This window comes from Xanthocytophaga flava, from assembly GCF_030068545.1.
GTDB classification, from domain to species: domain Bacteria; phylum Bacteroidota; class Bacteroidia; order Cytophagales; family 172606-1; genus Xanthocytophaga; species Xanthocytophaga flava.
Genome location: NZ_JASJOR010000022.1, coordinates 1 through 22,986 on the forward strand (window position 1 = coordinate 1; position 22,986 = coordinate 22,986).

Below are 22,986 nucleotides of genomic sequence, written 5' to 3' on the forward strand. Positions count from 1 at the left end.
AGTTTCAAAGTCTTATTAATTCGGTTTGAGAAGAAGGCGCCTAACTGGACTGCATTTCTCTATATGGCTTTCTCTATTCGTTTTTTACGTAAAATCCAACCTCTTAATAAATACTAAACAACTTCATTGTATAGAAAAGTAAAAAATGACAGACGACTAAATCTGAAATATATTCTTATCTCTCAGTATCTTGCTTCCCTCCTAACCACCTTTACCTAGTATAATGATCTCACTAAAACGAACAACGGTTACAGATCCGGCCTTTATGGAATTGGTCAGCATGCTCGACAAAGACCTGTGGGCACGTTATCCTGATAAACAAGGTATATTTGCCCCTAGCAATAAACTGGATGAACGAGTACAGGTAGTAGTAGCCTTTTCAGAAGGACAGCCTGTAGCCTGTGGAGGCTTCCGTCCTACTTCGTCTTCTACTGAAATAGAGGTTAAGCGGATGTTTGTTCATCCGGCCTTTAGAGGAAAAGGTATCAGCCGAATGATTTTGCAGGAACTGGAACGTTGGGCATCAGAACAGCACTATACTTCAGCCATACTGGAAACTGGAATCAAGCAACCTGAAGCCATCCGTCTATACGAGACTTCTGGTTTTACCCGCATTCCTAATTATGGTCCGTATCAGGATATAGAGGAAAGTGTATGTATGCGCAAGCTATTTGCAAGCTGATATAGATACAAAAAACCTGACAGGATATCTTTACTATAAAAGTAAAGCGTTTGAACATAAGGTGTTCAAACGCTTTACCCAACAGGAATTAAACAGAAGATTATAGTAAATACTAATTGGCAGGGACAAAATTAACCTGTAACATATAATAAGACCGAACAATATTTTCATGCTGACGTGCAGGTTTCCAATTGGAAGTAGTTTTAATGACCCGTACAGCCTCTTCATCACAGCCATGGCCTAGTCCTTTTATAATCTGTACATCAGAAACACTTCCATCCTTCTCAATCAAAACCTTGGTATATACTTTTCCGGCAATGTTATCCTTTTTCGCCTCTTTAGGATAGTGAATATTGGCAGTGAGAAACTGATTTAGTGCAGTAACACCACCAGGAAACTGTGCAGAAGCCTCTACCACAGTATAAATCCGGTTTTCATCCATCTGAGGAACTTCTTCAGCCGCTGGCTGTGTAGTTGTAGCTGCCTCCAGTTGCTGAGTAACCATTTCCAATGCCTGTTCATCTGTCATCTGTTCGGCAACATATTCTTTTTTATCCGGAACAGATGAATTGGCCAGAGCTACTGTCTGGTTTGATGCCAATGTTTTAGTAGCTGTAGAGCTTTTCTTCTTCTGAGCAAATACTACATTTCCAGAGAAGATCAGTACAATTACGAGTGAAGAGAGAAATATAGACTTTTTCATGATTGAATACGTTAAGGGGATGAGTTATATCTTTCTTTTGTTAATTTCAAGAAGTTATTTTTGATACTGACTGCACGCACATAGAAACAACTTTTCAAGAAACAATTTTGCTAGCATTTACATACCTAGATACACTGTAGTGGAAACAGGTAATAGTCAGCATTCCTGTAGGAACCATACTGAATGTAAGGATTGATTTATCTCTATTTGATTAACAGAAGTTGCCTCTAACCACCACTATGCATTCAGCACCCCAAATTGCCAAAGGTCTTCGACGAAATATTTCCTAAATACAAGAGCTAGGCTTAAAAAAAGCGCTATCTATTGGATTATTTATAAGTACAACAGGACATATCCCTTGTGGCAGAGAAAATACACAGATTGAGCAGATAGAAAATAAAAATTATACACTAGTAACACTAACCACGTAAAAAATTCATCACACTCACTTATAAACACACCAACAAAAGTGCTGATTATCTGACAAATACAGCAACAACATAAAAATTTATATCAACCACACGCCTCATCAAACAAAGTGCGTATCACCTCCATTTATAGTTTGTATTCATGGTGATTCGTATAGACGCCCTTCACCCCCGACAGATATCATACCCATGTTAGTTTTGCAAGTAATTTTACTTATTACTACCATTTAAAGAAGGCTAAATTATTTTCCCTTCAGACTTACAAGTGACGTAATTCAGCATCTTACCTTATAGGACGACCATTATAATAGCTTCTATACTTGTCTCTTGCATCCACAGCTTCACTATCTACCAGATGAAATGTTTTAGAATCTGCTTCTAGTATTGGCTGTAAGCCCCAAAACACATGTTTAGCATCCACAAAATAGCAATCACCACAATTCCAGCAGCCTCTCTTGGGGTTCATTACACGAATAGTAGCAGGGTCTGCACCAGGCAGCGTATCCATATTGCCTGGTGGGCCTCCATAAAAGACATGTGCTTTATCTTTACCACCTGCTATTGAGTCAAAAGGAACAAACGTTCCAGGATCAGCTACTTTCACTTCTACAGGATAATGTCCTCCATCATTGCTCCACCACATATACACTTTTCCTTTTGTGGTAAAGTATCCTTTATCTAACTCTCTGTAATCAGCTATGTTCAAAAAATCAGTAATGTCTTTCAGATATTCCACGTAGTGATCTCTTTTATACCTATGTGGATATAGAGTCCGCAGATACACCTTACCATCGTTAGCCTGGTAAATCTGGTTGCCTATCATCTTCAGATCAGTAGTATCATCAATAGGATTGACGAAAGTATCCGGATTTCGATCTGTCTGAATCCAGTTTTCTATACTATTCCTTAAAGAAGAACGCTTTGATTTTTTACAGGATAATAACAGGAGTATAATGATAAGAAGTATAGCAGGAATAACATATAAAAGTCTCATACAATAAATGGAGGGTTCACAACCAAAATGTATTTCTATTGAAAACTGTAGGTAAGATGGGTAATTTTCCTCTCTAAGGCAAAATACAGGATAAAGTAATCAGGCCATTGCAATCCATTCTATAATGGCAGACCCTCAGTGATAGTAGATGGTAAACCGAGAGATGGGAACATTGCTTCGATTCAGACTCACCTCATACTTCTTTTGCACTAATTGTATGATAGCCAAGCATAATATCCTTTATGATGAACTAGTAACAATAGCTTCTGATCAACATACCAGAATACTACATCCAATGGCTGAAATAGGCTCATTCTATATGTTTCCGGATAGTAGTCATGTATGAATGTGTGAAGATAACTACTCCCCATTACAGCAAATTTCTTTTCTTTAATAAATTCATCTGTAATGACAATCTGCTTACCATCCTCACCACAGAGCTCTCCAAACAGTTTTGCATGAAGCTTCTCTGTCTCTTCTTTAAAAGCCAGTAGTTCCGGAAGTTCTTTATAGGCTAAAGGAAGATTATACAACTCCGCTATCTTCTCAAAGGTGGCAGGTGTGATATCGTATTTATTCAGTCTGTCCAGAGGATACCTGGGAAAAGTTTCGTGTAGTAGTACACGTAAGTCCGGATAGCTTATAAACTCCATTATTCGGGAGACTTTGTTTTCATTTAACAAGTAGCCTCTCTTATACCAAGAAGAAGATAGTTGTATATATACTTAATTGTATTCAGAATAGGGAGGTGGGGTATCTAATATTTTTGTATCAATCTTCTTCCAGGTCATGAAAAGCTGGAAAACTACAATTAAAGCAGCCAGAAAGTAGAGACGAGCATAAAACATTCCTTCAGTGTCCAACCACTCCACATATGCTTCTTGCTTTTTTGGATCACTATACTGGAAAAAACCCAAAGCCTTACACAACTTTATAATTGTAAATAAAAGTATAAAAGAAAAGACCCATGCACTTATGATCAAATACCATTGATTAAATATTGCACCTTCGTACATTCCCTCTAGAGCCCATCTTTTCATAGTATACTATATAATTGTGAGTTTTAAAACATATAATACCTATACAATTCTGATGATAAGCATATCCCAAACCCGTGGTTAGCAAATAAATTACCACTTATATATGCCCTGTACAGGCGAATACAAATGATATTCAGCTTTTTTGAATAGAAAACAAATTTAAACCATTTTACATGGTTATTAGCAGTAACTAAACTTTTTTGTTTGTATGGCAACCTGCTCAATATCTTATACCAAAAATGGTTGAGGCATCTTGATGACATCCTGAATTTGTCTGCAGTGCAGGCTAGCTTCCAGGGTAATTTTTCTGGATCAGAATTATAGATAGTAGTTTTTTCCAGCTATGATTTTGATCTATTATGAGTTCTAGTAACCTGTAGTGGGTAAGGTAAGAAAGGTCGGATGGAAGGTAAATAAAGAGTAACGGAGGACAGGCATACAAAACAAAAATTCCCAGAAGGAAACCTTCGGGGAATTTCAGTAACAAACCACTTACAACCTAAATTTTATTTTTATATCTAAACCAGACGTGTGTCTGAGGATATGTCTGCTTGACTAACAATACAAAGGTACTACAATCACGCCATTTGTAAAGTCATAATACACTCATTATTATACATGTATGCTTTCTCAGAAGATTTTCAGAGAAAAGGCTACTATCTACCCGCATCAAATGATACTTTTCTCTTTCGCTTTAGCTATACCGCTCACTAAACCGATCATATATATAGTCAAAGATTTCTTTAAAATACGCAGGAGCAATACTCAAAAATCGGTCTAGCAATGAGCTTTCTGGCACTGTTTCAGCCGAATCCAGATTAAAAACAGCTTTAAAACCTGAGTAGTTGAAGGTATCTTCCAAGCTTCTTTGACTTAGCCTGTCATTGTCTAAGATAGAATACAGCAAAAGATAAAACATTTTCTTGGCATGCAAAACTTTGGCATAATGATCCACTTTGGTAGTGATGGAAAGATGAGATAATAACGCTTCGGGGATAAAGCTTAATACCTCACTGACCGATACCTTGTGGGCTTTAAAGGGTGACATACAGATACAAAATAGGATGTGTTCTTCTCTACGAATGTGTTCTTCTGTGTTCTATTATAAGCTACTATCATCAGAATATTGCACTGATAGGAGCCAAAGTCTCATTCGGTTCGATCGATGGATAAACACAATTTACCTCTAGGTAAAAACAAGGTCAACAAAAGGCATACTTGTTGATAATCAAATACATATTCTTAAAAAAAAGCCTGTATTCTTCGTTGGGCAGAATCAACTTTTGACTTGGATTCCATATGAAGATCAACTTCCCGGAACTGTACTTTTCGACTCTCAATCCAGCCTAAGACAAACGAAGAAATAAATATTTTACAGGCTAAATTCTTTGCTAACGGAACGGTATCCAAAATTTCAATAACTTGCTCTCCGATGATTGTTTTCATCCTCAAAGGTTGGTTTGGTGGCTTGGTCGCTCCAAATTTCAACCTTTTTGTTTTTTAGGTAGAGTAAATTACAGATTAATTACCTACCCTAAATTTAGTAATAATCATCCTCCCAATTTTTGGTTGAACTTCTAAGAAAACATACATAGTTGGTAAGATATTGGTATACAGCTAATACCTTCCATTCATAGCATTTGAACAGAGTTACGGCGATTTGGAGTATTTTCAACATCATTTGTAATGCGTATAAAAACTTTCTTTTATGCAATAATTATTATAACCAGCCGATTGAAACCTCTCTTTTCACATACTTTATTACGTTTACCGCTCTATAGTCTCATTTAAAGGTATTCACTTTCTGCATTTATAGATAATATATGAGCAATATGGATAGTGGTAAGATTCTTCTCTCTCTAGTTTTTGTATGCCTGCGTTTCGTATCTGCTCTGGCTCAGGAAGGCAATACAACAATAGCCATTGTAAAGTTTTCAAATACAGGGGCATCAACCGAACGAGCCAATCAACGAATTATTAACTACCAGACCTATGTCTCAATGACGTTTCTAAAAGATAAGCGGTTTACTGTTCTGGAAAGAGACAACCTGAGCGTTATTGACAAGGAAAGAGAATTGCAAAAAACAGAGAATTTCATTGATGGAAAAATTATTCAACAAGGCATTAGTATTGGAGCTAACTATATTATTACAGGAAGTGGAGATCCTTCTCAACGCCTGGTGACGGTAAAACTGTATGATGTTGTGGCTGGTAATCTGCTTGGAACAGATATTATAAACTTTGAGGATGAAGTGCTTCTTGACAATGGAGTTCTTTCTCATAGTGATCTCAATGACATAATGGTAAAGATTGTTAACAAACAGTTTTTATATAAATATTTTCCCCTGCCATCCATTAAAGTTGTCCGCATTCTTGAAGAAGGCAAAAAAGGTGCAGAGAAACTTCTGATTGCAGCAGGTAGTAAAGATGGAATTACCAGAAAGAAGCAATTTCTGATAAAAGAAAAAGTATATGAAGAAGTAGATGGAAAGCAAATAGAAAGGGATATTGTGCTCGGAAAAGTAAAGATATCAGAGGTTGAAAACGAGTTTTTTTCTGTAGCATCTCTTGAGGATGGAACCAAGCTTATTACTGAAAAAATAAAAAAAGGGACAAAATTATTCTGTATACCAATTGATTAAAATGATAATTAAATATTGCCTTCTATTTATGAGTTATTTGTTTGCTCAGTTTACATATGGTCAAACAATAGAAAAAGTACAACTAGGACTGCTACCTTATAGTTTTGATACTAAAAAAGTACCTGCTGATCTTGTGGAGTTGACTAATACAAAGATTGTTCAGGCTTTGCAAAACAATATTCGTTTTAATTATGCAGAACGACAGGGAAAAAATCCTGAAAATGCAGGTTATCTCCCTGCTAATTACATGATGTCCATTAATTTTCTATCCTATCGCACGACTTCTGCTCGTAAAGTTATCAATCCCACAAGTTCAATAGATCGTGGACGTGATTATATTGAATCTAAAGGAATTATGATGATTACTCTAACAGTATATGACGCAGAAACCAGCGAAATACGTGTTCGGGACATGCTTAGTTGTATGGTAGGGAATGAACAGGATCTGGAAAGAGGACGCACCATGGATGAAGCTATAACTCTCGGCATGCAAATGGTACAAAAGAACATTCAGGACAAAATAGCATCTACCATTATTAATTACCTTGGAGGTGTTTTTCCATTGCAGATACCTGTACAAAATATCATTGAACAGTCAGAAAATGGAATTTCCAGGGTAAATATAGCCTATGGAAAAGAGCTCAGTTTTAAAGAAAACACTAACTGTTATATATACACAATCCGAAAATTAACACAGGCAGGAAAATCAATAACTCGGTATATTACCTTGGCCAATGGGATTGTAGCAAAAAATACCACCTCTAATACTACTGAGCTGAAAATATGGACAGGTAAAAAAGCTTTGAAAAAAGCTTACGAAGCAAAGGAACCACTGTTTGCTTCAACTTATACCAAGGGTTTAAACAACACAGCACAGCAAGAATATTCTATTGCAATGATGCCCTTTCAACGTAAAGAAGGAATCTCAGCAGAAGATAGTCAAATGCTGGAAACAATGACATTAAACAGTGTTATGACACACGGACGTTTCAGATTATTGGAAAGAAATAATCTGGAAGTACTAAAACAGGATAAAGAAGCTCAAAAAGCAGAACTTTCTCAAAGTGCTGTAATTGCACAAGGAAAAAATATAGGTGCAGACTTTCTGCTAGTCGGTGAAGCATTTGAATGTAGGGCTTTTTCACACAAACAAGAGAGTTCCCTGCAGGCTCCAACAGGTGTATATGCCAATGTAAGAGCCAATATGCAACTTATCAATGTAGCTACAGGACAAATAATATCGTCTGAAACATTTTCAATTACTCAGGGTAATGCTGTAACTTCTAAATCAAGAGGTACTCCTGAAAATGCCATAGCTGATGCGCTCTATAGCTTACAAATTCAGATGAACAGGTGGTTGTTTCAAAATTTTCCTGCAAAATTTCAGATCCTTGAAATTACGGATTCCAGTAAACAAAAAGCCAAACAGGTTGTCATTAATGGAGGCAGTGGAAGTGGATTACATCTGCCTGTTACATTTTCCACTCTCAATGCACTGGCAGGGACTCCACTTGAAGTATTTGAAATTTCACAGGAACAGGTAGATGGTAAAATACTGGAAAGAACAACTAAAATTGGAGAGATTATACTCAAAAAAGTGGAAAGCGATGTGATTTCTATCTGCAAGGTACGTAGTGGTGAAGAAGTTATATATCAAAATATGCAAACAGGCAAGCCAATGGAAGTTCGGATCAAACGTAAGCTACTGGATTAGAAAAGATGAATTGGAGAAACAAATATATACTCGCGATAGGTTTATACTGGAGCTTTCTTATAACAATACTCGGACAAACTCCTTTTTCTGCTGAAGTTACCTATGCAGGTGAGTCTGAACCAGGTACGGTGGTACTGAATGTAACAAGCTATGGACGGGGAAAAGCGGCCTTACAGAAAGCAGAAAAAATGGCATTTGAAACGATATTATTCAGAGGTGTGCCAGGTTCATCACAGACTCAACCATTAGTACAAAATGAGACTCAGGCAAGACAGGAACATGCGAGGTACTTTGAGGATCTTCTGACAAATGAACATTACCGATCTTTTTTGATGCAGGCAGAACCAATTGCCAGAGCGAGTCACAAGGCTGGGCAAAAACGCATGTCTGTGAAAATTAAAATTAATATTGTAGCACTCCGCCAGCATATGGAACAACAAGGTGTGATTCAGAAATTCGGTTTCTGACCTTTTTCCCAAATACAAACAGATCTCAATTATACAATGTTTGATGTATTACATGATATCTTCCTTGTTTCAACACAGTAATCTATCACATAATAAAATGTATACAATAACAGTCTTCCCTAACCAAAAGACCACTAAAATAAATTGTACGAAAGGTATTAAGAATAGAGTTAAAAGCTACATCTCCTTAACATGTATTGCTCTATTCTTCTGTTTTCCATTGTCTGCCCAAACAAACCAGAATATATCTTCGGATGCAGTAACTATACAACCAACCATCATGGTCATACCTTTTGTAAAGGAGCATCAGGATATACGTACTGTATTGGAAGCAGATCCTAACAAACGTATTGCAATTACCCGGGTAAAGGAAGGTTTTGATACACGCGGTTTTTCTACTATAGACTTTAGAGCCAAGCTTAAACAAACCCAAACAGACAAAGCATTTGAAATAGAAAATCAGACGACTTTAAAGCAACAACTGATTGAACTTTCGGGAGCAGATTTTTATGTTGAAACAGATGTCAATGTAAATTACAACTCAACGGGTAATTCTGTCACTGTTATACTCAACGGATACGATGCTTTTTCAGGACAATCACTGGCAAATAAAGTAAGCACATCTCCTAAATTTTATACTAATGATATAGCCAAGCTTACAGATAAGGCTGTAAATGCATGTATTGACGACTTTCTGAATGTAATGAATCAGAAATTTTCAGGTATAATCGCCAATGGACGTACACTATCTTTAAGTATTACATTTACCACAACCTCCAAATGGAACATGGACAGTGAGATAGGCTCAGATCATGCCTTGTTGTCAGATGTCGTTGAAACATGGCTGGAAAAGAATGCCTATAAAAAATATTACCATATTCAAGGGATTACAGCCTCCAAAATGATTATTGATGATGTACGGGTTCCTCTAAAAGAAGAATTTACAAACAACAACTATCGCCCAAGCCGATTTTTGGCAAATTTTAGAACATACCTTAAATCCCTTGGCATAGAAACCACAAGAGATATTCTTGGCAGTAAGCTTTTTGTCACTATACAGTAAGGCTACTACTACCTAGTTATTTCGCCGAATAGTATATCCTACTAACATAGAATACCTATATAACATCCACTTCGTCAGCAAAAGTATATCTATACTGAATACAATTTTAATGTTTATCTCCATTATGAAGAAAATAGCTGGCATAGCACTGTTTTTTATGTGCCATCTTTTATGTGCACAAACCAATGGAAACAGTACGGTTTCTCTTCGCCCTTTTCTTCCAGCACCAGACAGTCTTCTTTCACAAAATTCTATTAATGTACTGGATGCAAAACTTTCAACACTTCTGACCAACGCAAACCTGACAATAAGCAATGCTGCCGCATTTATCATAGTACCTAAGGTAAATATAAACGATCAGCAAACAGTAGATGGTATGCAAAAACTAACTACTGTGAAGTTAGACCTAGTACTATATGTTAAAAACCGTATTTATCAGAACACATTTGCTACCTATACCCAAGCTCTAGCAGGGAGTGGTAAATCATCAGCAGATGCCATACAAAATGCTTTGTCACATTTTAATCCGAAACACATTTCGCCAATACAATTTGTCAACGAAACCATACGAAAAATAGAAAACCATTATAGTGAACAATGTACACAACTCATTGCCCTAACCAAAAAGAAAATACAGATACAGGATTTCGAATCTGCCCTAACTGTCTTGTATGCAATACCAGAAGGAAATACCTGTCAGCAAAAAGTAAATATACTATTGGCAGAGACCTATCAGAACTACCAACAAAAAAATTGTCAGACAAACCTTTTAAAAGCCCAAAATGCATTTTTAGTTAAAGATTACCAAACGGCTGTCTCTTATCTCAATCTGATAGATAGCCAGATTGGTATGTGTGAGCAGAAATACAATCAACTTATAGCAAAACTTGAAAAAGAGACTAGTGAGGTACAACGCAAAACGTGGGAACTGCGCATGAAACAACAGAATGGAGAAACCCTTTCCACAAAGTATCAGCTTGATATCCTGAAATCAATAGTGACCAATTATTATAAAAACCAAAATACCCATTACATATTTATTACCCCATAAAATACTCATTTGTATGAAAAAAAGTTTACTCTTTGTTTTTCTATTGTTAAGTGTCAGCAGTTATGCGCAAAAAGTAAAATTTACGGATATACCTGTTCGTAGCCTTATATACCCGGTTACTCCATTACCCGAAAATTTTAAAACCTACTCTGTGAAACTAGATGCCAGTGACAACTGGTTAAAACCTCTAAGTTTAACCAGGGAAGAACTCAAAAGTAAAATCAAATTTGATAGTTTTCAGCCGGTAGAAGGACAAGCTGACCTTACCATTAATGCAAAAATAACAAAGACAGACTCAGAATCACAGCCTGTTATAGTTACTATCAACCTTTCTTATGAAGTCCTTGATAATCAAGGAAGGACTTTAAAGAAAGATAATATCCAGAAATCCTCTACGCAAGGAGCAAGCTATCCAAATACCATTGTCACTCCTAAGGGAGCGGTATATAACGCTATCGATGAAATGGTATACTCTATCCATGAATCATATGATTATGCTGTCAATGAGGGTACCTTTTTCTTTGCCCATCTTAAGAAAGATGATGAAGCAACCTATGATTATATAGGGTTTGAAAAAGCTTTTGCCGATGTCAAAAATACAGCAACTGATTATATATGGAAGCCTAATGATCAGGCCTTTAAAGCAAGTATCCAACCTGCATTAAATTATTGGGACACACAAAAAGACAAACTAGACCCAACTAAAAAAGAACAGAAAAATCTATACTTTGTTTGTACTTATAATCTAGCTTTGATAAACACATTGATTTACAATATTGCCGATGCAGAGAAATATGCAGCATTAATGGATAAGTCAGACGTAAAAGATTTATGGGGAAACCAGTTGAAGAAGGAAATAGAAAAACGTAAGCGCTGGAAAACAGAGCATGATACATTCAAAGAAAATCTGGCAAGTGGCAAAACAAGTATATACCGTTCCTCTGCAACCGCACCTGTAGACAAGCAAAAAGCAACGGTTAACAATCTATTGGGAATATCAAATACTAATCCAGGTCAGGATGCACTAAATCAGCAGGCTATTCAAAAAGGTTTTGTTGTAACAGCAAAAGGCGATACATTACATGGTGAAATTCTGGATATTGATGTAAATATTCAAAAAAGGCAAATTGAATTTATTCCAACTGGAAAGCCAAAGCAAATATTTAAACCTACTGACCTACAAGCATTCTCCGCTGCAGGTGCTTCGTATGAAATTATTGCAACAGCTATCTGCAGAAGATATTACAAATCTCCAGATATTGAATTAGTATATCTTACTGTAAATAAAGCCTGGTTATTTTTATTTAACAAAAGCAATACTATTGGAGAGTATCCAAGTGTTGACTTGGGAGATGCTGCCGCCTATATGGTTAATTATAAGAAGAAAATGGTAGAAATCTTCAAATCCTGCCCAGATGTAACTAAAAAGATTAATAGTGGAACATATAATATTAAATCCAATAAAGCAGACGATTTAATGAAAATCGTACAAGACTATGAGACAAGTTGTGGCTCTCAGAACTTTGAAAAGTATAACAAAAAAATCTCGGCAGAATATATGGCAAGCTTCTATCAGCCATAATCCAGAGAAAACAGCCTATTAGTATTATACACCTGCTTTAAAAGCAAGCGGGTGTATAATATATTATAAGTTCCCCTGACTACCTCAAATTGATTAGTTAGATGCCAAAAGTTCACTTTATATTATCATAATCCTTTTCCACAAAATATTTCTACTTAAACAAGTTCCATCTTCAAAACACATCCCATTGCAGAGGATGAATGATCTTCTCAAAAGGTTGCTGAGTTTCCAGATTCAGGCCTGACCAGATGCGCTTATGGCGAAAAATGGAAGAAGCATACAAACTGTCAGCCGTTTCAAAGCGGTCACTAAGAAAGAGACGGCTTGTGTTTTTATCTACAATATAATATTCCTCATAATCTACCAGATCAGTAAGGGTGATATAGGCAGTAAAAACAAACAGTCCATCTTGCTGGAATCGAAAGGTAAAATCATGGCTGGTAGTAGAATGTATTACTTTCTTTCGGATCAATTTCCGAAAATCATGAATCAGCAGGCAATCTGTCACCTCGTTCCAGATAGGGAGTTTTAATTTAATCCATGAAAGATATCCGTTTGCAAGCTTGTAATTTCGTAAAAGCAGGACGTTCTCTCTGGAATAGCCTTCTGGAATGACGCGGGCCTGAGCTAGTAGTACAAGGACAGGTTGCAAGCTGTCACGCTGCCTGTCTTCGGTGCGTAGGGTAGTTTTCTGCTGTAAAAAATACTTTTCCTGATCCGTTTCATACAATATCTTCGTACTATCTGTATGTACCTTGCCAATACTTAGTATCAGAATACCGGCAAGACTCAAAATAATCAGAGTGCCTTGCATAGATCAACACGAGTTAATTTGCTGTGACTATATATCTTACTAAAGATATACTAAAAACATAGTGTAGTACTATCTGTTACTAACTATTTTTTTGATTTTAAGTAACTCTGTTGAAATAAACTATATGAAGCAAAACAAAAAAATAGGCAATTTTGCATGACAGACGAATGAATGACCTCTTGTTCACTGTATACAAAACTTACTACCATCAAACCACCCTATGACACATATACTTGATAACCCCATTTGGAATGCATTAACGACTCACAACCACAACATCTCTACAGGAAATGACAACGTCCGATACTTTGACCGGGAAATTGCAGCCTTTGCCGGACTGAAGAACAATAGAGAGACAGATCTTGACGAACTTTATAGTTTGGTTTCCTCTCCGATTCACTTTATCCTATTTACACCTGGCGAGATCTCTATTCCGGCAGGCTGGAAAATACTGGTCAAAAGAGACCTGCTGCAGATGGTATGTGAGAAACCTACTATCAGTCAGCTAGCAGATGGTCCGGAACTAGTCCCTCTGCAAACCAAAGATGTACCCGCTATGCTGGAGATAACATCCAAAACCAATCCGGGGCCATTTTTTGCGCGTACTATTGAGTTTGGAGGCTATCATGGCATTTTTGACGGAGACCAACTGGTAGCCATGACAGGTCGGCGTATGCAACCAGGGCCTTATGTAGAAGTAAGTGCAGTATGTACAGATGCTGGCTACACTGGCAGAGGGTATGCGGCCCACCTGGTTAATCATCAGTTACGGAGTATCCTCGCTGAATCCCGTATCCCATTTCTGCATTTGTTCGCAGATAATATCGGTGCCTATAAGGTATATAAGAAACTGGGATTTGAAACCCGCCGGGAGATGATGGTATATGTAATTGAGAAGCAGGAGAAGTGAAAAACACCTGCTTTTATCATTACTTCCTACAAAATAGTTTGAGTTAACGAATAACTTTACCTCTATGCGACTTATCTACTACCTGGTGATTTTTCTGCTGTGCATATCATGGACAACACCACACTATGAGGAAGACTCACTAATTACCTATACAGCTGATCCAGCGAAGATTCAGCTTTTCTGGAAGGATAGTGAAGACCAGCATCTTCGGAGTATTAGCAGGCTGGAGAGTTGGATAACTTCCCAACATAAAAAACTCATCTTTGCAACCAATGGAGGGATGTATGAGTCAGATGGCACTCCTGTTGGATTGTTTATTCAGAATGGAAAGGTAATAGAACCTCTCAATAAAAAAGAAGTTTTGAAGAATGGATCTTCCATACCTAACTTCTATTTAAAACCCAATGGTGTTTTTTATATTGATAAAGCAGGCAAAGCTTTTGTGATTGAAACGAATAAGTTTAGTTTATCCAAACAGATTCAGTGGGCAACACAGTCCGGTCCTATGCTGGTAGTCAATGGAGCCATTCATCCTGTATTTCAAAAAGGATCACCCAATCAGGTTATCCGAAGTGGTGTAGGCATACTACCCAGTGGTAAGGTATTATTTGCTATCTCCCGTAGCCCCATAAATTTCTATGACTTTGCATTGTATTTTCAACAGCAAGGTTGTGCCAATGCTTTGTTTTTGGACGGCTTTGTATCCCGTATGTATCTTCCTGAGAAAGATGTCCGGCAAACAGATGGCAACTTTGGAGTGATAGTAGGGATAGTAGAATAAAAAACAGGACAGAACTATGTTCTGTCCCATATCTTCATATTCTATTCGCAAATCCAACTGCCATTATTGACAATATTCCGGACGTGGATTGGTGGAGGAATTACATGGAAATTCGTATTTATTTTGTGGGTATTGTGGTGTTGGAGTGTCTGTTACCTCCAGTGGAGCCAGTGACTGTCCATTATAAGAAGGCATAGTTACTTGCTCTTTAGAACCATTACCCAAAGCTACTGTTTTGGCTGCTGCATTGTTATTGAAGCTATAATCAATCATAGCATCCAGCAGTCGGTATATCCCATAGTAATCATATGCATCAAAGGCACTACGGGTATTAGGCAACACGTGATCAGCTACATAGGTATATCCTCCCACTACACTTTTGCGAATCAGAATAAAATCCTTCTCAGAATCAGCAATGTTGATGTGTTTGAACATGTCGATAGCCAGGCGATGGTCGTTGGTATCGTCATCATCATAGATTTGGGAAATCAGCTTGGTATTAGAAGGAAACGATTGCAGTTGCTGTGTAGTAATCTGATACGAATACCACTGTGCCATAGAAAATATAAACCGGCCATTCTCTCCCCAACCTTGTCCTACAAATCCTTTATAAGCTAACGCAAAAGAGGCTCCTCCACCAAAAGAATGTCCCATAAAACCAACCTTTTTAGTATCAATTAGATTGGGATAATCCTTTACTGCTTTAGTAAAGCTTTCCCATAAAGTATTATACCGTTCATCAACAGAAGCACCTGTAGTTGGATAGGGTGCAAAAACCACTACATATCCTTTTTTAGCGATAAAGTTAAATAGTCCAATGTTGTACTCACTACTCTCTCCACCAAAAGGATGTGAATAGAAAATAACAGGTCTGGGAGAAGTAATGCCTTGTGGATAGAAAATATCTACCATCTTGCCACTATACAATGGACTGGCAAAGCTAACCTTAGCAACTGTATACGAACCATCAGCACCATATCCAGAGGAAGGTCTTGAAATAGGTCCGGCCAGATCATCATCCACATAGGGTGTTCCGGTAACATCATCGTCTTTAGAGCATGAGACGGTAAACAATAAAATCAGTAAAAGTGTGAGTAATCGCATTGTATGGTATCTGGTTAAAAAATTAGTACATGTCTTTGACGTAGCCAGACCACGATGGTTTAATACGTGTAAGAAAATCTGCTAAAAAGTAGTAAATAATATTGTAAGCCATAAGGCAAACCTTGTGGCCTGCTCTTTCGTATTCTTCTGGCTTACCACTCAATTTTAGTACGTATATTTTTTATCTAACGAGCAACCATGAAAAACCATTTTTGTACTCTCCTGCTATTCCTGGGACTGGCAGCCTGTACATCTGTTACACATTCCGACCAACCTTCAGCCCTCTCACCTTTAGCTCAACGCTTTTTACAAAAGTTTACACCGATCGCGCCCACTACCAAGGGATTATATGAATGGGAAGAAGTGTCTTCTGAATCAGATAGCTCTCTACTGGATACAGCTTTTCTAGCACTGTTTCCCAAGCCGGATACCAATACAACAGAACACATGCCACTCCACGCCCTTCTCAGTAGTGGTAGTCTTAGAGCTCAATACCAGTTTCAGCAAGGAGAATATACTATGCTTACAGCAATATATATAGCAGAACTGGGCGATTATAGTGAAAGCGGAACCTATCTGCTGGTATGGAATAAAGCTACTCAGTCCATTACGGATTGGCTACCTGTTGGAAGAAATGGAGGTGGAGCCTATGAAGAAGAAGCCTTCTCAGATTCAAGTGAAGACATTACTACATTTCAGATAGGCTATTTTACAGAGTCCAACAGAAAGCCTTCGCATGATACATTACGGATACGGCAAATGGCAATCTCTCGGTTTACACATACAGAGAACGAACAAGCAACAGTTAACTGTGATAGCACTGTAACGCAGTGGGTTTGGGAGGATCACTTTACAGAGGAATGGAAGAAACAGCTGCCCTGTGACACAAAATAGCCGATCTACAAAAGAGCCACACAAGTAGCTACTGTTTGAAAATAAAGGCTGAGTATAATCCATTTAGTCACTACTTTAGAGGAAAATTGCTCAGCCTATTACTCATTATAATGGTTTCCAAACGCCTACAACTTACGCTGTTTGTTGATGAAACAGTATCCCAGACAATAGAGAAAGTTCGCCACCAGTTTAATCCGGAGCAATACAACCTTATCAAAGCCCACGTAACCCTTTGCAGGGAAAGCGAACTGGAAGATCTTACTCAAGTAGTCAAAAACTTAAACAACCTAAACTTTCCAGGTGTTGAAATCAGATTTGGAAAGCCTGTGCGTTTTGCAGAAGGCAAAGGAGTATTTCTACCAGCAGAGGGCGAGAACGAAACATTCTATACACTGCGAAAGTATATTCTGCAAAATGTAATACAGGAACCGAAACGTCCTGAACCACACATTACGCTGATGCATCCCCGCAACTCTACCTGCACAGACGAGATATTTATTCAAATCTCAGCAGCACCCTTTCCTCAATCCATACATTTCACCAGAATCAGCCTCATCGAACAGATAGATGGCAAGGAGTGGAAAGTCATCAAAGAGTTTATTTTTTAACATAAACTCTTTGATAAAAATTATTTTGACAGAAACATATTATCCTCTATTTACGTACCAGTCTCTACCCACACTTCTGTAAAAAACATCCAGCAACTAACGAATCGAAATTCCGGTAAACAAACCATCAATATACTGATAATGCTCAGATATGACCGCTATTCCGATACTTCCAGAAACTGATCATAGTTTGAATATTTCTTTAGTCTGACCAGAATTCCGGTCAGACGGAAAGATGAACAGAATTTGAATAATTCAAAGAAACAACTGGAGCTCCAGTTAAATACCAAAGTAACTTAAACTCTGTTTGTTTTTTATGTCGATCAGCAAACGAATGATCCCGGTTTGTTGTCCATGTATTTGAATAGCATTCGAATAGTTGAAACTGACCCGATGACTTGTCTCTTCAACAAGAAGTTTTCAGAAATTTCCTTGGGTATTCACTTCTCGTTTAGTTAATAAAATATTTTTCATAAAGCTGACAATCAATATATTTATATATTCAAATCCCATACAGCATGAGAAAATGTTTAATAGTTATTCTACTTCTAGGGCTGCAGCTACCCCTGTTTGGACAAACGGCGCCCCCCGTCATTGCCCCCAAACCCGTTACAGAAGAATACTTTGGGGTGAAAATTACAGACCCCTACCGTAATGTAGAGAACCTAGAAGATCCGGAAGTAAAAGCCTGGATGAAAGCACAGGCAGAGCAAGCCCGCAATACATTGGATGCTATACCTGGCCGACAAGGTCTGATTGATAAAATGAATGAATTTGATCAGCGACGTGCTGCACGTATTACCAGTCTCAAGATCCTGGAAACAGATCGATATTTCTATCTGAAAACACGTCCACAGGATCAGCAGCCTAAGTTATACTATCGTGATGGGTATAAAGGGCAGGAAACGCTGTTATTTGATCCGGAAAAATACAATAGAGAGAAGGCTTATTCACTGAACAATTTTTCACCTTCTCCTGATGGCTCCAAAGTAGCTGTTTGTGTTTCTGAGAAAGGAGCTGAATTAGGACAGATCATCTTCATCAATACCCAAACCCAGACCCTCTATCCTGAACGATTAGACAGAGCATGGTTTAATGGTAGTTGGCTTCCTGACAACAAAACCTTTTCCTACACGCCTGCTAATAGCCACAATGTACAAGACCCCAATGCACGGCTCAATACCAAAGCCATGCTACATACCCTGGGTACCTTTCAGAATAAAGATAAAGATGCGCTCTCCTCTACCAGCTATCCTTCAATGGGCATCCATCCGGAAGAATACCCTAAAGTAAATTATGACAGGAATACAAAGTTAGTGTATGGTAGGTTAAATACGGTGAGCCGATACCTTAAAATATACTATGCTCCGGCAAGTCAGCTAACCCTTCCTCCTGTTATGTGGCAACCCCTGTTTTCACCCGAACAAGAGATTACCAGCTTTGTTTCCGATAGTACACATATTTACTTCATCACCTCCAAAGATGCGCCTCACCAGAAGGTTATGCGCATGCCATTGTCGGCTATTGATGTAAATAAAGCAGAGGTAGTAGTAGCAGAGAACCCTGAAGAAGCTATTGATGATCAAAAGCTTACGATCACCAAAGATGGTATCTACTTTGTACGAACCAAAAACGGAGTAGAGGCTATGTTATACTTTGTACCCAGAACTGGAGGTGAACCACAAAAAATCGAACTTCCTCAGGCTGCTGGAAGTATAAATCTACTGGCAAAATCTCCAAAGTCTTCAGAGCTATGGGTCACTATTTCAGGATGGACCACAGATGCCAAACGCTATTATTTTGATCTGGCGAGCCATAAGTTTACGTCTCAGCCTCTGTCTACAGAAGCCGAATATCCGGAATATGCGGATATGGTAGTTGAAGAAGTGATGATTCCCTCTCATGATGGTGTAAAAGTTCCGGTATCGTTAATCTATAAGAAGGGGACACCTAAGAATGGAACAGCCCCTGTACTTATTTACGGATATGGTGCGTATTCTACCTCTGTAAATCCCGCATTCTCACCGAGCTTTCTATTATGGGCACAATATGGGGTATTGGCAATAGCCCACGTAAGAGGGGGTGGCGAACTGGGAGAAGCCTGGCATAAGGCTGGTCAAAAAGCGACTAAGCCTAATACATGGAAAGATCTGATTGCCAGTGCGGAATACTTGATAAAAAATAACTACACAGGCCCTCAGAAGATAGCTATCTATGGAGCCAGCGCAGGTGGTATCCTGATAGGACGTGCTATGACAGAACGCCCGGACCTGTTTGCTGTAGCCATTCCGAAAGTAGGTTGTCTGAATGCAGTCCGCATGGAAGAATCACCTAACGGTCCGGTGAATGTACCAGAGTTTGGTACTGTAAAGAAAGAAGATGAATGCAAAGCCCTGATTGAAATGGATGCCTATCTTCATATCAAAGAAGGTATAAAATATCCGGCAACACTAATCACAGCTGGCTTCAATGATCCGCGTGTCATTGCGTGGCAACCTGCCAAGTTTGCCGCCCGTCTGATGGCCAGTAACAAGTCAGACAAACCCATCCTTTTCCTTACAGATTATGAAGCGGGTCATGGCATTGGAGACGCCAAACAAAAACAGTTTGAGAACCTGGCAGATGTCTATTCCTTTGGATTATGGCAAACAGGAGTTCCTAATTTTCAGACAGTAACCTTAGGCAATAAATAATTGCAATTTCCTCTTAAAATCCTCAGATTCACATTTGAGGATTTTTTTATTACTGAATCTTGCTGTTATGCCAGTCTCTACCCTTACTCATACTACATCCTTCTTTTTCAAATTTAGGACCTGTCTGCTAGCCGTTACAGGTATAGTCAATGTGGTACTTATGATTCTGATAACGTATCTAAGTAGTTGGCTTCAAACTATACCAGGATTCACGAACTGGATACTAGTAGGCATACCTTTGATAATACTGATTACATCTGGTAGTTATAGCGTCTGGTGGCACCGACAGGAAATGCATCAACAGAAAGACCTGGGTTTACATAGGGCTTGGTTACAGGGTATAATACGTTATTGGCTAGCATTTTGCATTTCAACCTATGGCTTTGCTAAAATTCTCAAGACTCAGTTCACGACACCTGAATACCAACTGGATACTCCTTTAGGTGAAATATCAGGATTTGGACTTACCTGGTATTACTTCGGTTATTCGTATACATTAGCGGTAATCATAGCTCTCTTTCAGATTGGAGGCAGTATACTTCTACTCTATCGCAGAACTACCTTGCTGGGAACATTTCTTTTATTACCAGTAATGGTTAATATTGTCTTAATCGATATGTTCTTTGGTATTGATATAGGAGCTTTTATCAATGCGGTTCTTTTCACAATAGGACTTCTTTACTTGCTCCTTAATGACTTTCAAAAGCTCAAAGCAGTATTCTGGGATCTGACAGAAAAAGTTCCGGCTATATCACTAGGGTATACCAAACATGTCCTCCGAATTATTCCTATTGCAGCCGCATTTGCAATGATCTATTATTTTATTTCTACTGACCAGACTGACCATGAACTAACAGGGACCTGGCAAGTCAGAAAGTTTGTACGAAATGGGCAAGTTGCCTCTGCCAATGCCTGGCAGCAGGACTCTACGATTGTTTCCCGGATATATTTTTTTATGGAAACCTGTGACTTTAGCCCTAGTCCGGAGGTATATAATCCTGTGCACGGTTTACATGGACTCTATACATTTGATCCCAAAACCAATCATCTGCTAATCAGATATCCAAACATATTTACTGGTCAAGATTCTATTGCAGCTACTCTTTCACAACGAACATCTCAATCTATGGTACTTGACTACACGTTTAACAATGATACCCTCCATCTGGAGTTATCCCGTCTGGAGCGAAAGAAAAAGAAGGGATTGTTTTTCTAGAAATCGTTTACCTGTTAGGTAAAAAGAATGCTATCTTACCATACAATCTAACACAATAACGACCCAGATACAGTCTATGGAAATTACCTCGTCTTCCGATGCTCAGGCAAAACTTCAGCAAAGCATTGCTGCTCTGCAAAAAACGGGCAAATTAGACAAGCCACTTATTAGTTGGTGGGATGATGCGATGCTACCACCTTTATACACCTTGGCAGGGAATACAGTAGATCCCCTATCTATGAAATTCTTGTTTTATCACCTTAGCAAGATGAAAAGGGAAATTCCGGATGAGGCCAATCTGGTACTGGATCAGATTGACAAGAGTAGAAGTGTAGAATTTGCCCTGAAAGTACTGGAACTGTTTGTACAAAACAGATCTGACAACAAAGAAAAATATTGCCTGATACTTGTATCTCAGTTGGGTAATGAATCCATGCTCCCCATTGTAAAAAAACAAATTACGGACTGGGTAGAACGCCAGATGCGGTTACAGCTAGCCATTACAGCACTGGATATCTTTACTACCTGGGGGACACCCAAATCTTATCGGACAATCTACGAATTTGCCAAGAAGTACAAAACCAAGAAACGAAATGTAGGCAAAGCTGCAACGGCTATTATATGTAGAGCAGCGGAGAAGCAAGGTCTTACAGAAGAACAATTCACAGATCGTCTGATGCCTGACTTTGGTTTTGAGGGGTCTTTCCGATATTTTGACGTAGAGGGTCAAACCTACAGGGCTTACATTGACATGAGCTTTAAACTAGCCTATCAGAATGAAGAAGGAAAGCCTCTAAAATCATTCCCTAAAAACACACCAAAAGAACTTCAGAGTGAGTTTAAAGAAATCAACAAAGAAATCAAGGGAATCACTCAAATGCAGAACGCCCGTCTGACCAATGAAATGATTCTGCAAACCAAACGTACCGCTACCACATGGAGTGATTTATTTCAGGGTAATCCCATTCTATTTGCCTATGCCATGCGTCTGGTCTGGGGTGAATACGATGCCAATAAGCTCTTAAAACAGACGTTTGTCTGCCAGGAAGATGGTAGTTTACTCAATGTTCACGAAGAAGAAATAGTGCTGAATGAATCCAGCTTTGTGGGTCTGGTCCATCCTATTTTACTTGAAGAGACACTATTGCAACACTGGAAACAGAAGTTCTACGAGTCAGATCTCACTCAACCCTTTGCCCAGTTACATCGTCCACTCATTACAGTGCCAGAGGAATTAAAGACTCAGCGCATGGACACATCATTCCAGGATAAAAAAGTAAATGGTTATCAGATTTTCGGCTTAGAAAAAACAGGTTGGGCGAGAGGGTCAGTAGTAGATAGTGGAGCAATAGCTTCTTATCAAAGATCTTTTTCTGAACTGGAAATAATAGCAATTATTGAGACAGAAGGCATTGGGATAGGTTATTACAATAATCCGGAAGCAACACTGGGAAAAGCCTATTTTGTTCGTACACGCTCTACTACTATCTGGGAAGTGCATGACGAAAAAGACAATCGTCTGATTCCTTTTGGTATGGTTCCAACTACTGTATACTCAGAGGTAATGAGTGATTTACAGAGGCTGATCACTACATAACTC

General features: G+C 38.4%; 22 protein-coding genes. 14 read left to right on the forward strand and 8 right to left on the reverse strand.

The window, feature by feature from the left end; genetic code table 11:
• Positions 1–223: 223 nt before the first annotated feature.
• Complete coding sequence (locus tag QNI15_RS26635; protein WP_314001725.1) at positions 224–682, forward strand: GNAT family N-acetyltransferase; 459 nt, start codon at positions 224–226, stop codon at positions 680–682.
• Positions 683–794: 112 nt separating this feature from the next.
• Here the strand turns inward: QNI15_RS26635 and QNI15_RS26640 are convergent, their stop codons facing one another.
• The 6 genes from QNI15_RS26640 to QNI15_RS26665 all read right to left on the reverse strand — a co-directional run bounded on the left by QNI15_RS26640 (position 795) and on the right by QNI15_RS26665 (position 5,293).
• Positions 795–1,385 (reverse strand): energy transducer TonB, encoded by a 591-nt coding sequence (locus tag QNI15_RS26640; RefSeq protein ID WP_314001723.1) that lies wholly within the window; start codon positions 1,383–1,385, stop codon positions 795–797.
• 711 nt (positions 1,386–2,096) lie between these two features.
• Positions 2,097–2,807 (reverse strand): DKNYY domain-containing protein, encoded by a 711-nt coding sequence (locus QNI15_RS26645; protein ID WP_314034642.1) that lies wholly within the window; start codon positions 2,805–2,807, stop codon positions 2,097–2,099.
• Between the two features lie 209 nt (positions 2,808–3,016).
• A complete protein-coding gene (locus tag QNI15_RS26650) occupies positions 3,017–3,460 on the reverse strand; it encodes a hypothetical protein (protein ID WP_314034644.1) in 444 nt (147 codons plus the stop codon).
• Positions 3,461–3,532: 72 nt separating this feature from the next.
• Positions 3,533–3,847 (reverse strand): hypothetical protein, encoded by a 315-nt coding sequence (locus tag QNI15_RS26655; RefSeq protein WP_313987235.1) that lies wholly within the window; start codon positions 3,845–3,847, stop codon positions 3,533–3,535.
• A gap of 694 nt (positions 3,848–4,541) precedes the next feature.
• The gene (locus tag QNI15_RS26660) at positions 4,542–4,895 is read right to left on the reverse strand and encodes a hypothetical protein (RefSeq protein WP_314034645.1); all 354 of its coding nucleotides are present in this window, start codon (positions 4,893–4,895) and stop codon (positions 4,542–4,544) included.
• 194 nt (positions 4,896–5,089) lie between these two features.
• Entirely contained in the window at positions 5,090–5,293 is a 204-nt protein-coding gene (locus tag QNI15_RS26665; RefSeq protein WP_314034646.1) for a hypothetical protein, read from the reverse strand.
• A gap of 377 nt (positions 5,294–5,670) precedes the next feature.
• Between QNI15_RS26665 and QNI15_RS26670 the strand changes: the two genes are divergently transcribed.
• From QNI15_RS26670 to QNI15_RS26695, 6 genes are all read left to right on the forward strand, one after another.
• Positions 5,671–6,489 (forward strand): CsgG/HfaB family protein, encoded by an 819-nt coding sequence (locus tag QNI15_RS26670; RefSeq protein WP_314034647.1) that lies wholly within the window; start codon positions 5,671–5,673, stop codon positions 6,487–6,489.
• A gap of 28 nt (positions 6,490–6,517) precedes the next feature.
• Positions 6,518–8,203 carry a CsgG/HfaB family protein gene (locus QNI15_RS26675; protein ID WP_314001711.1) on the forward strand — a complete coding sequence of 562 codons (1,686 nt, stop codon included), beginning with the start codon at positions 6,518–6,520 and terminating at the stop codon, positions 8,201–8,203.
• A gap of 5 nt (positions 8,204–8,208) precedes the next feature.
• A complete protein-coding gene (locus QNI15_RS26680) occupies positions 8,209–8,670 on the forward strand; it encodes a hypothetical protein (RefSeq protein WP_314001710.1) in 462 nt (153 codons plus the stop codon).
• 280 nt (positions 8,671–8,950) lie between these two features.
• Positions 8,951–9,733, forward strand: coding sequence for a DUF6175 family protein (locus QNI15_RS26685; RefSeq protein WP_314034649.1), 783 nt, complete (start codon positions 8,951–8,953; stop codon positions 9,731–9,733).
• Positions 9,734–9,857: 124 nt separating this feature from the next.
• Positions 9,858–10,784, forward strand: a complete 927-nt coding sequence (locus QNI15_RS26690) for a hypothetical protein (RefSeq protein WP_314001706.1) — start codon at positions 9,858–9,860, stop codon at positions 10,782–10,784.
• Positions 10,785–10,797: 13 nt separating this feature from the next.
• Positions 10,798–12,366, forward strand: coding sequence for a hypothetical protein (locus QNI15_RS26695; RefSeq protein WP_314001704.1), 1,569 nt, complete (start codon positions 10,798–10,800; stop codon positions 12,364–12,366).
• Between the two features lie 172 nt (positions 12,367–12,538).
• Here the strand turns inward: QNI15_RS26695 and QNI15_RS26700 are convergent, their stop codons facing one another.
• A complete protein-coding gene (locus QNI15_RS26700) occupies positions 12,539–13,180 on the reverse strand; it encodes a hypothetical protein (RefSeq protein WP_314001702.1) in 642 nt (213 codons plus the stop codon).
• Between the two features lie 220 nt (positions 13,181–13,400).
• On the opposite strand from QNI15_RS26700, the gene QNI15_RS26705 reads away from it, so the two are divergent.
• Positions 13,401–14,090, forward strand: coding sequence for a GNAT family N-acetyltransferase (locus QNI15_RS26705; RefSeq protein ID WP_314034651.1), 690 nt, complete (start codon positions 13,401–13,403; stop codon positions 14,088–14,090).
• A gap of 64 nt (positions 14,091–14,154) precedes the next feature.
• The gene (locus QNI15_RS26710) at positions 14,155–14,871 is read left to right on the forward strand and encodes a phosphodiester glycosidase family protein (RefSeq protein WP_314034653.1); all 717 of its coding nucleotides are present in this window, start codon (positions 14,155–14,157) and stop codon (positions 14,869–14,871) included.
• A gap of 63 nt (positions 14,872–14,934) precedes the next feature.
• Here the strand turns inward: QNI15_RS26710 and QNI15_RS26715 are convergent, their stop codons facing one another.
• The gene (locus tag QNI15_RS26715; RefSeq protein ID WP_314034655.1) at positions 14,935–15,975 is read right to left on the reverse strand and encodes a hypothetical protein; all 1,041 of its coding nucleotides are present in this window, start codon (positions 15,973–15,975) and stop codon (positions 14,935–14,937) included.
• Between the two features lie 198 nt (positions 15,976–16,173).
• Between QNI15_RS26715 and QNI15_RS26720 the strand changes: the two genes are divergently transcribed.
• From QNI15_RS26720 to QNI15_RS26740, 5 genes are all read left to right on the forward strand, one after another.
• Positions 16,174–16,869, forward strand: a complete 696-nt coding sequence (locus QNI15_RS26720) for a hypothetical protein (protein WP_314034657.1) — start codon at positions 16,174–16,176, stop codon at positions 16,867–16,869.
• A 110-nt stretch (positions 16,870–16,979) separates the two neighbouring features.
• Positions 16,980–17,477, forward strand: a complete 498-nt coding sequence (locus QNI15_RS26725) for a 2'-5' RNA ligase family protein (protein ID WP_314034658.1) — start codon at positions 16,980–16,982, stop codon at positions 17,475–17,477.
• A gap of 518 nt (positions 17,478–17,995) precedes the next feature.
• A complete protein-coding gene (locus QNI15_RS26730; protein ID WP_314034659.1) occupies positions 17,996–20,170 on the forward strand; it encodes a prolyl oligopeptidase family serine peptidase in 2,175 nt (724 codons plus the stop codon).
• 67 nt (positions 20,171–20,237) lie between these two features.
• A complete protein-coding gene (locus QNI15_RS26735) occupies positions 20,238–21,386 on the forward strand; it encodes a hypothetical protein (protein WP_314001683.1) in 1,149 nt (382 codons plus the stop codon).
• Between the two features lie 76 nt (positions 21,387–21,462).
• A complete protein-coding gene (locus tag QNI15_RS26740; protein ID WP_314001681.1) occupies positions 21,463–22,983 on the forward strand; it encodes a DUF4132 domain-containing protein in 1,521 nt (506 codons plus the stop codon).
• Positions 22,984–22,986 lie beyond the last annotated feature (3 nt).